Consider the following 12245-nt stretch of genomic DNA (forward strand, 5'->3'; position numbering starts at 1 on the left):
AGGATAGGATTTCGTGGGAGGTGTGTGCCTTTTGTCATCAGCTAGCCAAATACGTCGCCGTCAGCCCCCACAAGAACACCTGTCGGCAGCGTATCGCCATGCTCCATCAGCCAAGTATCGAAATCATGGCCTATATGCGTCAGCACGGTTTTCTTTATGCTCATGGAAGACACAATCTCCAATGCCCGAGTCAGATCGTTATGGTTGCGCGGCGCATCCGGCATGGGCGGATACGAGCAATCCAGCACCAATAGATCCAACGGCCTCGGCTTCAGATAATCCAGGGTGTCCGGCGGCAGCCCCACCGTATCGGTCAGGTAGGCATGGCGCTGCGCGCCATCGTCGAACACATAGCCATAGGTCAGCTTGGAATGCATCAAGGGCAGCGGCGTCACTGTCAGCCCATCCAAAGACACCGGCTCGAATGCCTTTAGTTTCCGCGAAAAATCCAGGATGCCGGGGTGCTTGTACAGGTCGGCCAGGCCTTCCGGGTCGGGCGGACCCAGTACGGGTATGCGCAAGCCTCTGCCCCAGCGCAAATGCAGCAGCCCCTGCGCATGGTCGGCGTGGTAGTGGGTTTGAATGATGCCGCTAAGGCTGCCCGGCGGAAAACGCTCCGTCAGATCGGTCAGGCCGGCATCGATCAGCCAACGCCCCGTCCCGCATTCGATCAATGCGGAACACGGGCCGCGGCGGTGCTGCGGCGCCGTTCGGGCGCGTTGGCAGGCGGCGCAGCCGCAGTTGTAGACAGGCACCTGGGCAGCGCTGCCGGTGCCCAGCAGGCTAAGTCGCATGGCGATGGCTATGCCCTCCCCTTGAAGGGTTCACGCGTCGGCCGGTGCCGGACTCGTTCAAGTATTCGTACAAGGCCCGGATGGCGTCATCGGCCTTGCCGGAATTGTCGATCAGCGCCACAGGCCGCGCTCCGGGCGCGTCGTCCAGCACGGCAAGATTCGCATTGCGCATCAGCCGCGCCTGGATCTGTTCGCCGCTTTCGCGGCCGCGCGCATGCAGGCGAAGCAGCAGTTGCCGCTCGTCCACGCACAGCAGCACCGGCACCAGGTCCTGGTAGCGCTTGCGCGCCTCGGGCAGATACTGACGCGAACCGTTCACCAATACATCGCAGCCCGCCACCAGCTTGTCGTTGATGTCGCGCAGCACGCCATAGGCCAGGCCGTTTGCATGCCAGGCCATGGCCAGCAGGCCGCAGGATTCCATGCTGGCGAATTCGCTGGCCGAGACCGGTATCGAGCCGCGCTCGGTATCGGTGTAGGGCCGGGTCACGACGCGGGGAGCCAGGTAGCAGCCGTGGCCCATCAGGCTGAATACGCCTTCCAGTACTGTGTCCTTGCCCGAGCCCGACGGCCCCATCAGGTAGATAAGCCGTCCCGCCATCAGAACACCCGCCGGCCGCCGCGCCACACGTGATTCACCACGAACTGCTTGCCATGCGCACCCACGCGCAGCAGGTCGGCCCGCAATCCCTTGCGGATTTCTCCCCGGTCGTCCAGGCCCGCCGCCCTGGCCGGCGCCAGGCTGATGGCGGCCACCGCTTTGGGCAGGTCATAGCCTTGCGCCTGGTCGGCCAGTATGCGCGCCGCCTGCAACAGGCTGGATGGATAGTAGTCGCTGGACAGGATGTCCAGCACGCCATGGCCGGCCAGTTCGGCGGCGGCCACGTTGCCCGAATGAGAACCGCCGCGCACGATATTGGGCGCGCCCATCAACACCTTCAGGCCCAGCTTGTGGCTAAGGGCGGCCGCTTCGACCGTGGTGGGGAACTCGGCGATGCTCATGCCGTAGTCGGCCGATTCCTGCGCGTGTTCGGGCGTGGCATCGTCGTGGCTGGCCACCGACAGCCGGCGCTCGCGGCATTCGTGCACGATGGAACGCCGATAGCTGTCGCTGTAGCGGCGCGAGTTCTCGACCTGCTGTTCGATGAAGGCGTCCATTTCGGCGTCGTTCAAATGGTACTTGCCTTGATAATACTCGCGATACTTCTCGAACTTCACGAACTGCCGCTGGCCGGGCGAATGATCCATGACGGACACCAGCTGCACCAGGGGGCTTTCCACCAGCTCGTTGAAGATGTCCAGCGTTTTCTCGTGGCTGAGCTCGCAGCGCAGATGCAGGCGATGCTCGGCCCGGGTGTGGCCCTGCTTCTCGGCCTGGGTGATGGCCTGCAACATGATGGGCAGTTGGCGCAGGCGGTTGCCCTTGGGGTTGACCTCACCGATGGCCAGCGCGTCGAACACGGTGGTAATGCCGGCGGACACGATTTGCGCGTCGTGGGCCAGAACGGCCGATTCCGACGGCCAGTCCACGCCCGGGCGCGGGTTCATGTACTTTTCCAGGTTGTCGGTATGCAGTTCGATCAATCCGGGCATCAGGTAGTCGCCTTCCAGGTCCTGCGCCTGCGGTAGCTGGCTGCCGCCCGTGCCAACATCGTGGATAAGGCCGTCGCGCACGGCGACCGTGCCCAGGAAGACTTCGGTGTCCGTCACCACGCGGGCATTGGTGAATATCTGCTCAGCTTGCATAAGCCAGCTCCTTCGTTGTCATGTCCAGATAGCGGTCCGCCATCGAATCGCGGGTCTTGCCATCGTGTGAAATCGCGATAAGGGCCGAGCCGGCGGCCTTGGCCTGGGCGATCAGCTCCAGCACCACGGCGCTGTTGGCGTCGTCCAGCGACGCGGTGGGCTCGTCCAGCAGCAGCACGGGCCAGGGCACGATGAAGCTGCGCGCGATATTGACCCGCTGCTGCTCGCCGCCCGAGAACGTGCCGGGCGCCAGGGCCCAAAGGCGTTCAGGTATGCTCAGGCGATCAAGCAGCTCCATGGCGCGCGCCCGGGCCTGGACGGGCGCCTGGCCGCGCGCCAGCGCCGGCTCCATGACGACATTCAGGCAATTGACCCGGGGGATGACGCGCAGGAACTGGCTGACATAGCCCAGCGTGACGCGGCGCAGGGCCAGCGTCTGGCGCGGTTCGGCGCCCACCATTTCCATCATTTGGCCTTCGTGCCGTATCCGTATGCTGCCGGCCGCCGGCAGATAATTGCCGTACAGGGTGCGCAGCAGGGTCGACTTGCCCGCGCCCGAGCGGCCGTGCAAGACCAGGCACTCGCCCGGCATCAGCGTAAAGTCCAGGCCGTGCAATACATTCAAGACCACGCCGTGCTGCTGGTGCAACACGAATTCCTTGGCCAGTCCATTCACTTCCATGACAGCTTCCATCGTATTCACCTCAAGGCTGTAAAACCGAAGACACCAGCAACTGGCTGTAGGCATGTTGCGGATCGTCCAGTATCTGGTCGGTCAATCCGGCTTCCACCACGCGCGAACGGCGCATGACCATCAGGCGGTCGGCCAGCAGGCGCGCCACGGCCAGGTCGTGGGTCACGATGACCACCGCCAACTGCAGTTCACGGACCAGGCCGCGCAGCAGATCAAGCAAATGCGCCTGCACGGAAACGTCCAGGCCGCCGGTGGGCTCGTCCATGAAGATCAGGCGCGGCCGCGACACCAGGTTGCGGGCGATCTGCAATCGCTGCTGCATGCCGCCGGAGAAGGTGCGCGGCAGATCGTCGATGCGCTGCGGATCAATCTCCACCTGCGCGAGCCAGTCCAGGCTGGCCTGGCGCAGTTGGCCGTAATGGCGAACGCCCTGGGCCATCAGCCTTTCGCCGATATTGGCGCCGGCCGATACGCTCATGCGCAGGCCGTCGCGCGGATTCTGTTCGACAAAGCCCCATTCCGTGCGCAGCAAGGTCCGCCGGTAGGCCTCGCTGGCCTGATAAAGGTCCACTTGGCGGCCCTGCGTATCGCGATAGGCGATGGCGCCGCGGTCCGGCGCGCTGCGCCCCGACAGTACGCTTAGCAGGGTCGACTTGCCCGAACCGGATTCTCCGACGATGCCCAGCACCTCGCCGGGGTATAGATCGAAACTGACGCCTTGGCATCCCTTCTCGGGGCCGTACAACAGGGTCAGGTCGCGTACCGATAGCAAGGGGTTCATTGCGCGCTCTCCTGTGCGCTGCGGCGCTGGCCGCAGTAGTCGGTGTCGGAGCACACGAAGCTGCGCGTGCCCGCATCGTCGACGATCAGTTCATCCAGGTAGGAATCGGAGCTGCCGCAAAAGGCGCAGCACTGGTCCCAGACGGGGATTTCAAAAGGATGGTCCTCGAAGTCCAGGCTGCTCACCAATGTGTAGGGCGGAACGGCGTACAGCCGCTTTTCCCGGCCGGCGCCAAACAGCATCAGGGCCGGGCTCATGTCCAGCTTGGGGTTGTCGAACTTGGGGATGGGCGACGGGTCCATCACGTAGCGCTCGTCCACCATGACCGGATAGGCGTAGGTGGTGGCGATATGGCCATAGGTGGCGATGTCTTCGTACAGCTTTACATGCATCACGCCATAGTCGTTCAGCGCATGCATGCTGCGCGTCTCGGAATCCGAGGGCTCGATGAAGCGCAGCGGCTCGGGTATGGGCACTTGAAAGACCATGATCTGCCCCGGGCGCAAGGGTATCTCGGGCACGCGGTGGCGGGTCTGGATCAGGGTCGCCTCGTCCGTGCGCTCGGTGGTTTTGACACCCGCCGTGCGCACGAAAAACCGCCGTATCGAGACCGCGTTGGTGGTGTCGTCGGCGCCCTGGTCGATCACCTTCAGCACATCGTCGCCGCCCAGTATGGCGGCGGTCACCTGCATGCCGCCCGTGCCCCAGCCGTAGGGCAGGGGCATTTCGCGCCCGCCGAACGGCACCTGATAGCCCGGGATGGCCACCGCCTTCAGCAAGCCGCGCCGCAAGCCGCGCTTGGTTTGCTCATCCAGGTAGGCGAAGTTGTAGCCCCGCTCGATTCCCGCGTCCTGATTCACGCCGCTCATGCTGTTTTTTCCTTGTCCAGTTCGGCATCGCCAACCGAGGCGCGCCGCAGTTTCCGGATCAGATCCAGTTCCGATTGAAAGTCCACGTAATGGGGCAGCTTCAAGTGCGAGACGAAGCCCGCCGCCTCGACGTTGTCGCAATGCATCAGCACGAATTCCTCTTGCTGGGCCGGCGATTCGATGTCTTCCTGATACTCGTTGGCGCGCAGGGCGCGATCGACCAGCGCCATGCCCATGGCCTTGCGCTCGGCATGGCCGAAGGCCAGGCCGTAGCCTCGGGTGAACTGCGCCGGCTGGCTCTTGCTGCCCACGAACTGATTGATCATTTCGCACTCGCTGATCTCGATGTCGCCAACGGCAATGGGAAAGCCCAGCTCTTCGGGCTCTATCCATACCTCGACCAGTCCTATGCGTATCTCGCCCGCGAAGGGGTGGTTGCGGCCATAGCCGCGCTGGGTCGAATAAGCCAGGGCCAGCAGAAAGCCTTCGTCGCCGCGCGCCAGCGCCTGCAGGCGCTGCGCCCGGTTGGTGGGAAAATCCAGCGGCTCGCGGGTAATGTCGGGCACGGCGCCGCCCCTGTCCGCTTCCAGGGACACCAGGCCTTCCTCCGCCAGCATGTCCACCACCCTGGGACAGCTCTGGGCCGGTTCCGCAGCGCCGGCTTCCAGGTCCGGAACCGCGCCATCGGCCAGCAAGGCGAAATCCAGCAGCCGATGGGTGTAGTCGAATGTGGGTCCCAGCAACTGGCCGCCCGGCAGATCCTTGAAGGTGGCCGATATGCGGCGCTCGATGGCCATGGCCTCGGTCTGCAGGGGCAGGCTGGCCATGAAGCGCGGCAATGTCGTCCGGTAGGCGCGCAGCAGGAAAATGGCCTCGGGCAAATCGCCGGCCGCCTGCTTGATGGCCAGCGCCGCCAGCTCCTCGTCGAACAAAGAGCCCTCGCCCATCACACGGGCAACGGCCAAGGGCATCTGCTCGCGTATCTGTTCCACGGTCAAGACCGGAATCGACGTATCGCCGCGCCGTTTGCGGGCCAGCAAGGCATGCGCATTGTCGATGGCTTTTTCGCCACCCTTTACGGCTACATACATTCAGATCACTCCTTGAACGGCGGGCTGTACGCGGGTGCTGCGAGGCAGCCCCGTCATTTCCCGCCCGGCGGTAAAAAACATATCCAGGCCCTTGGGGAAGCCATGCTGGCTGCGCCGGGTCCAGAAGCCGGCGGCCACCGGCAGGCGCATGACGCGCTTGTTCAATATGCCGGGCCCGCGCCAGGATGTGGCCGCGCCCTCTTCCAGGCTGTCCAGCTGAACCAGCAGCGTGCAGGAAATATCCGGATCCCTGTCGGTGCCGATGTTGAAGCCGGAAAGCTTGTCCAGTTCGTCCACGGTCAGTACCGCAAAGGCGGCATCCTCGCGAGCCTGGACGACGGGGCATGCACAATGAAACGCCAGGTTGGCCCGCAGCGCCGGCGTATCGAGCAACGGCGCAATCCATACCGGCGTATCGGCGTCCAGCAGCGTCAGGCACAGCGCATAGGTGGCCGGCGCCAGCCTGTCCAGCTCGGGCACATGGTCCACGCGCTGTAGGGTGCCGGGCTCCGACATGGCGTTGAGCGCCAGGCGGAACACCCTTTGCATGGCCGTGACAGGATCCGGCATGGCCGGTTGCAACATACTGTCCCTCATCAGTCTTCTCCTCGTACCAGCGTGGTGAAATCCACCTTGGTGGCGGCGCTCTGCGCCGCCCGCCCCGCGCGGCTGGCGGCCTGTTCCTGCTCCAGCGTATCCACCAGCGCCATCCAGCGCGCAGCCTGCGGGCTTTGCAAAAGCGCATCGGCCAGGGCCGCCAGCTCCGCATGCGGCCTGCTGCGGCCCGCGACATAGCTGTGGCCCGTGCAGCCGTCAACCAATTGCACGACGCAGCGGGTCACGGTCATTTCGCCCAGGTTGAACGCTCCGCCGCTTGCGCCCACCCGGCCGCGCACCATGACCATGCCCGCCTCGGCGGGGCGTATGAAACGATGCTCGGGCGTGCGCAGTTCATCGCTATAGGCTTGCAGCCGTGCGCCGGCACGCGCAAGAATGCGCATCCATCGTTGGCGCGGGTTCAAGGCGCTTTGCGCGCCCTCTTCAATCCTCATGTCGTTCTCCGGAAATAACGTGGTACTGGAAACGGTCGGCGCGGCTGACCGAGCGGGACAGCTCGAACGGCACGCCGGACGCATCACTGGATAGCGTGCGTATGCTCAGCACTGGCGTATGGCGCGGCATGAGCAGGCGGATCGCATCCTGCTGCGTGGGGGTCCGGGCGCCGATCAATGTCGACACCCGCTTGAGCACGATGTTTTTCTGTTCCAGGTGCTGCCGCATGGAGCCGCCGCCGTAGTCGCCAAGGGTCTCCTGATGCCGGGCCGCAAAACAATGCGTGATCAGACTGATCGGTTGTTCGTCCAGCATGCGCAAGGTCTGCAGCTCAAGCACGGCCTCTTGCGGCGCAAGCGCCAGGTCGCGGGCTTCGTCCGGGTGGGCCGGCCGCTGGCGTCGGCCCAGCAATATTGCCTTCGAGCGGAAACCCATGTCCGACAGCGTCTTGCTGTAGGCACTGGCCGCACTGACGGGATAGACAATGGGCCTGGGCAGCACGCAGGTGCCGCGCCCCTTGTGGCGCAACACGCTGCCTTCCAGAATCAGCACATCCACCGCGCGCCGCAAGGTGTGGCGGTTCACGCCGAAGCGCTGCGCCAGCTGTGTTTCGGAGGGCAGATAATCCCCGCTCCGATATGTGCCCAGCTCGCTGCGCAGCACCTTGGCCAGCTCCATATACCTGGGCACTTCCTGTCTAGACAAGTCCATAGCCAATAAAGGGCATCGAAGCCCCATGCGTTAAATGAAATGCTTGCGCAAGCGCTGCGACACGATGTCGATGACGCTGACGGCGATAATGATGATGATCAGAATGGCGCAGGTCTGGGCCAGCTGGAAACCGCGTATGGCTTCCCACAAGGTGACGCCTATGCCGCCCGCGCCGACCATGCCGACGACGGTGGCCGAGCGCACGTTCGACTCGAAGCGGTACAGCGAATACGAGATCCACAGGGGCAGCACTTGCGGTATGACACCGTAGATGACTTCCTGCAAGGCGCTGGCGCCAGTGGCGCGCACGCCTTCGACCGGCCCGGGATCGATGGCTTCGACCGCTTCGGCAAACAGCTTGGCCAGCACGCCGGTGGTTCCGATGAACAGCGCCATGACGCCGGCAAAAGGCCCCAGGCCGACGGCCACCACGAACAGCATGGCGAAGACCATTTCATTGATGGAGCGAAAGGCATCCATGACCCGTCGGACGGGCTGGCATATCCACCATGGCGCAATATTCTCGGAACACAGTATCCCCAGGGGGATCGAGCAGACAATGGCCAGTGCCGTGCCCCACACCGCGATCTGCACGGTGACGAGCATTTCGCTCAGGTACAGCCGCCAATACCGGAAATCGGGCGGAAAAAAATCAGCCAGGAATACCCGCATGTTGTCGGCGTCCCGCCACAACATGGCCGGATTCATTTCGGCGCCGTTCCAGGACCAGGCCAGGATAAGGGCCACCACGGCCCAGCCCAGCCATTGCCGCCATGAACGGCCATTGGCGGGGGCCTGGCCGGAGCCCGTAGCGGACGCAAGTGTGGTCATTTGAATGTTCCTGGTTTCGGGTGGGCGGCCTGCGGCACAGCGCAGGCGGCGCCCTTTTCCATTGCCTACTTGGCGCTGGCCACTTTCTTGTCGAGCGCATCCATGCGCGCCGACAGCTTTTCAAGGCTGGCATCGATATCCTTCAGCCTGGCCTGCTTTTCAGCGTCATTGAGCGTGCTGTCGACACTGACCTGGCTGCGCTGCTTGAACAGCTCCAGCTGGCGTATGGGCAGCAACTGGTCGTCGGTCGAAGCGCGGAACTTGCCCCACTGCAAACCGGCCAGCACGGCAAGCTCTTTCTCGTTGGCGCCGTAGTTGGTGAAGAAATCGTTGATCTTCTTCTTGGTTTCCTCGGGCAGGTTCTTGCGCCATACGATGGGATCGGCCGGAATCAGCGGCGACTTCCAGATGACCTTCAGCTCGGCCGCCTTGGCCGGATTGGTTTCCTGCAGACGCTCCATGCCTTCGGTGTTGAAGGTGGCCACGTCGACCTGCTTGTTGGCCACGCTCAAGGCATTGACTTCATGGCTGGCATTCAGGGTGCGCTTGAATATCTTGTTGGCTTCGACATTGTTCTTGGCGAACACGTAATAGCCGGGAACCAGATAGCCCGAGGTCGAGTTGGGGTCGCCATTGCCGAAGGTCAGGGTCTTGGCATTCTTCAGCATGTCTTCCACTGAATTGATAGGGCTGCTCTTGTGCGCGATCAGCAGGCTCCAGTAGCCCGGATTGCCATTGGCCGCCACTGTTTGGGCGAAGATTTCGCCGCCCGCGCGATCCACCGCTTCCATGGCGGACTTATTGCCGTACCAGGCGACGTCCACTTTATTGAAACGCATGCCCTGGATGATGCCGGCGTAGTCGGGAGCAAAGAAGGAATTGATTTTCATGCCGGTACGCTTGCTCATCTCGGCCAGGAAGGGATCCCACTGGGCCTTCAGATTCTGCGAGGACTCGGTTGAAATAATGCCGAAGTTCAGTTCCTTGGGTTCCGCGGCATTCGCGGCTCCGCACAGGGTCATGCCGGCTACGGCGGAAGCCAGAAGGGCTTTATGCATGCCTTTAAACATATCAATACTCCAGGTAGTGCTTCGTTGACTTGTCTAGACAAGCCGGGTGAAAAATACTCCCTTGCCCGCGTGATGAATCAGGCGGCGACAAGGGATATGCGATGTGACGGGGCACGTCGTTGCGCCGGCTCTGGAAACAACAGGGACGTGTCCAGATCGCCGCCGTACAACTCATTCAGAAAGGGACCGCTCAATGCATCGACCGAGCCGTCAAAATGGACATGGCCCGATTTCAGGGCCACAACGCGTTCGCAATAGCGGACGGCATAGTCCACCTGGTGTAGCGTAACCACCACCGTCTTGCCGTCGCGCTGATTGATATCGGCCAGGATATCCATGACCTTGCGCGCCGATTCGGGATCCAGCGATGCAATCGGCTCGTCGGCCAGAATCACTTCAGCCTGTTGGCTCAATGCGCGGGCTATCGCAACGCGCTGCTGCTGGCCGCCCGACAGGGTGGAAGCGCGGCGGTGCGCGTACTGGGCAAGCCCCACCCGCTCCAGCGCGGCCATGGCGCGGTCTTTTTCCTCGGCGTTGAACAAGCCCAGCGAGCCGCGCCAGCGCGGTATGCGGCCCAGATGGCCCAGCAGCACATTGCTCAGCACGCTAAGGCGGCCCACCAGATTGAATTGCTGGAAGATGTAGCCGATGTCGGCCCGCAGGCGGCGCACCTGGCCGTTCAGGCGGCCCGCCGCTTGAACGGGCTGTCCCAGCACATGTATGCAGCTTGCATCGTTGCGGTCGCCGCAGGCCAGGCCCGCCAGGTGGCGCAGCAAGGTCGACTTGCCCGAGCCCGACGCGCCGATCAAGGCGACCATTTCGCCCGGCTGCACGGCCAGGCCCAGATTGAACAGAACCTGTTTGCCGCCGAAACTTTTGTTCAAGCCGTCGACACGGATTACCGAGTCCATATGTTTCCCCAGAAAGCCAGGCGGCACGCCGCCTTTGATGCCTCGCATCTTAGAAAGCGCGTATGACCAGGGGATGAATCTGAGGTGACAGTTTTGTGAACGGACTCAGTCGGGGCGATAGGATGGAAGGCCCGCGTGGCGCGATTTCCCATGCAGAGGCGCTTATCGCCCGGACCGCGAGGGTTGCGGGCCGGCTGCTTATCGCCCCGGCCGCGAATAAAAAAAAGCCCCGTTCAAACATGAACGGGGCTTTTCGTTTACTGCCTTTTTACGGCGTTTACTTCGTGGACTTGGTAATGGCGTGGCCGACGTTGCTGATGTCTTCCCCTGCGCCGGCTACCGTGTTGGCGCAGCCCGCCATCAGCAGGCAGCCCAGCAAGGCCAGTGAAGCCAGAATTTTCGTGCCCATGGCGAATTCCTTTTTATAGTATTGCAGTGGCGCTATTCTACGATGGGTTCGCCACTTTTACATGCAATTCGCCCAGGCCGGAAACGGCACCGACCATGGTGTCGCCCGCCACGACCGGACCGACGCCTTCGGGCGTGCCCGTGAAGATGATGTCGCCGGCTTTCAGTTCGAACAGGCCCGACAGATAGGCGATGGATTCAGCCACATTCCAGATCATCTGCGACAAGTCGCTGGACTGCTTGACCGTGCCGTTCACGCTTAGCGAGATCGCACCGGAATCCAGCGTGCCGACCTTGCTGCGCGGATGCAGGGGGCCTATGGGCGCGGACAGATCAAAGGCCTTGCCCACTTCCCAGGGACGACCCTGTTTCTTGGCTTCGCCCTGCAGGTCGCGGCGCGTCATGTCCAGGCCGATGGCATAGCCCCATACGCAGGCCGCCGCCTGTTCAACGGTCAGGTCGCGCCCGCCCTTGTCCAGCGCCACGACCAGTTCGATCTCGTAATGCAGATTCGAGGTCTTGGGAGGGTAAGGCATGGCGCCCGTCTGGCCGTCGGCCACATTGAGCAGCGCATCGGCGGGCTTGCAGAAGAAGAAAGGGTCTTCGCGGCCGGTGAAGCCCATTTCCTTGGCATGCTCGGCATAGTTGCGGCCCACGCAGTAGACGCGGCGCACGGGAAAGACGGCATCGGACCCGGCGACCGGCAAGGCGGCAACGGGATGGGCTGGAATAATGGTCGTTGTCATTATTTGCTTCCTTTTGCATAGCGCTCGGCGCCGTCGCGGATTTCCTTGAGCGCGGCTTCCTTGCCGTCCCAGCCCTTCACTTTTACCCACTTGCCCTTTTCCAGGTCTTTGTAGTGTTCGAAAAAGTGCTGGATGCGGGCCAGCTCTTCGACAGGCAGGTCGTCGGGGCTTTTGATGTTGCGGTAGGGAGGGTACAGCTTGTCCACCGGCACAGCCAGCAGCTTTGCGTCGCCGCCGGCTTCGTCATCCATGTGCAGCACGCCGATCGCGCGCGAGCGGATCACCGCGCCCACTTGCACCGGGAAGGGAGCCAGCACCAGCACGTCCACGGGGTCGCCATCGTCGGAAATGGTTTGCGGAATATAGCCGTAGTTGCAAGGATAATGCATGGCCGTCAGCATGAAGCGGTCGACGAACACGGAGCCGGAGTCTTTATCGACTTCGTATTTGACCGGATCCGCATTCATGGGAATTTCGATGATGACGTTGAATTCTTCCGGCAGGTTGGTGCCGGCGGGTACGCGCTCTAAACTCATGCTA

16 protein-coding genes are annotated in these 12245 nt (G+C 62.9%); all 16 read right to left on the reverse strand.

All coding sequences use genetic code 11. From position 1 onward, the window contains the following. Positions 1-41: 41 nt before the first annotated feature. On the reverse strand, positions 42-794 hold the full coding sequence (gene phnP / locus V0R37_RS14890; RefSeq protein WP_420375268.1) for a phosphonate metabolism protein PhnP: 753 nt from the start codon (positions 792-794) through the stop codon (positions 42-44). Beyond that, the gene (phnN, locus tag V0R37_RS14895; RefSeq protein WP_420375269.1) at positions 784-1395 is read right to left on the reverse strand and encodes a phosphonate metabolism protein/1,5-bisphosphokinase (PRPP-forming) PhnN; all 612 of its coding nucleotides are present in this window, start codon (positions 1393-1395) and stop codon (positions 784-786) included. The genes phnP and phnN overlap by 11 nt, the downstream gene beginning before the upstream one ends. After that, positions 1395-2540, reverse strand: a complete 1146-nt coding sequence (locus V0R37_RS14900; RefSeq protein WP_420375270.1) for an alpha-D-ribose 1-methylphosphonate 5-triphosphate diphosphatase — start codon at positions 2538-2540, stop codon at positions 1395-1397. The genes phnN and V0R37_RS14900 overlap by 1 nt, the downstream gene beginning before the upstream one ends. Next, positions 2530-3234, reverse strand: a complete 705-nt coding sequence (phnL, locus tag V0R37_RS14905) for a phosphonate C-P lyase system protein PhnL (RefSeq protein ID WP_420375271.1) — start codon at positions 3232-3234, stop codon at positions 2530-2532. The genes V0R37_RS14900 and phnL overlap by 11 nt, the downstream gene beginning before the upstream one ends. 10 nt (positions 3235-3244) lie before the next feature. Next, positions 3245-4015, reverse strand: coding sequence for a phosphonate C-P lyase system protein PhnK (phnK, locus tag V0R37_RS14910; RefSeq protein ID WP_420375272.1), 771 nt, complete (start codon positions 4013-4015; stop codon positions 3245-3247). Further along, the gene (locus V0R37_RS14915) at positions 4012-4884 is read right to left on the reverse strand and encodes an alpha-D-ribose 1-methylphosphonate 5-phosphate C-P-lyase PhnJ (protein WP_420375273.1); all 873 of its coding nucleotides are present in this window, start codon (positions 4882-4884) and stop codon (positions 4012-4014) included. Before V0R37_RS14915 ends, phnK begins: the two co-directional genes overlap by 4 nt. Then, positions 4881-5975 (reverse strand): carbon-phosphorus lyase complex subunit, encoded by a 1095-nt coding sequence (locus tag V0R37_RS14920; protein WP_420375274.1) that lies wholly within the window; start codon positions 5973-5975, stop codon positions 4881-4883. Before V0R37_RS14920 ends, V0R37_RS14915 begins: the two co-directional genes overlap by 4 nt. Then, positions 5976-6572, reverse strand: coding sequence for a phosphonate C-P lyase system protein PhnH (gene phnH / locus V0R37_RS14925; RefSeq protein WP_420375275.1), 597 nt, complete (start codon positions 6570-6572; stop codon positions 5976-5978). Beyond that, entirely contained in the window at positions 6572-7027 is a 456-nt protein-coding gene (gene phnG / locus V0R37_RS14930) for a phosphonate C-P lyase system protein PhnG (protein WP_420375276.1), read from the reverse strand. Before phnG ends, phnH begins: the two co-directional genes overlap by 1 nt. Then, on the reverse strand, positions 7017-7739 hold the full coding sequence (phnF, locus tag V0R37_RS14935; RefSeq protein ID WP_420375277.1) for a phosphonate metabolism transcriptional regulator PhnF: 723 nt from the start codon (positions 7737-7739) through the stop codon (positions 7017-7019). The genes phnG and phnF overlap by 11 nt, the downstream gene beginning before the upstream one ends. Positions 7740-7769: 30 nt before the next feature. Continuing rightward, the gene (phnE, locus tag V0R37_RS14940) at positions 7770-8570 is read right to left on the reverse strand and encodes a phosphonate ABC transporter, permease protein PhnE (RefSeq protein WP_420375278.1); all 801 of its coding nucleotides are present in this window, start codon (positions 8568-8570) and stop codon (positions 7770-7772) included. A gap of 65 nt (positions 8571-8635) precedes the next feature. Beyond that, positions 8636-9640, reverse strand: coding sequence for a phosphonate ABC transporter substrate-binding protein (gene phnD, locus V0R37_RS14945; RefSeq protein WP_420375279.1), 1005 nt, complete (start codon positions 9638-9640; stop codon positions 8636-8638). A 77-nt stretch (positions 9641-9717) separates the two neighbouring features. Beyond that, the gene (gene phnC / locus V0R37_RS14950; RefSeq protein WP_420375280.1) at positions 9718-10551 is read right to left on the reverse strand and encodes a phosphonate ABC transporter ATP-binding protein; all 834 of its coding nucleotides are present in this window, start codon (positions 10549-10551) and stop codon (positions 9718-9720) included. Positions 10552-10828: 277 nt separating this feature from the next. Further along, the gene (locus V0R37_RS14955; protein ID WP_420375281.1) at positions 10829-10960 is read right to left on the reverse strand and encodes an entericidin A/B family lipoprotein; all 132 of its coding nucleotides are present in this window, start codon (positions 10958-10960) and stop codon (positions 10829-10831) included. Positions 10961-10997: 37 nt separating this feature from the next. Continuing rightward, positions 10998-11705 (reverse strand): fumarylacetoacetate hydrolase family protein, encoded by a 708-nt coding sequence (locus V0R37_RS14960; protein WP_420375282.1) that lies wholly within the window; start codon positions 11703-11705, stop codon positions 10998-11000. Continuing rightward, complete coding sequence (gene ppa / locus V0R37_RS14965; protein ID WP_420375283.1) at positions 11705-12241, reverse strand: inorganic diphosphatase; 537 nt, start codon at positions 12239-12241, stop codon at positions 11705-11707. Before ppa ends, V0R37_RS14960 begins: the two co-directional genes overlap by 1 nt. Positions 12242-12245: the final 4 nt, after the last annotated feature.

It is taken from the genome of Pollutimonas rozaliensis (genome assembly GCF_048751585.1).
GTDB lineage: Bacteria > Pseudomonadota > Gammaproteobacteria > Burkholderiales > Burkholderiaceae_B.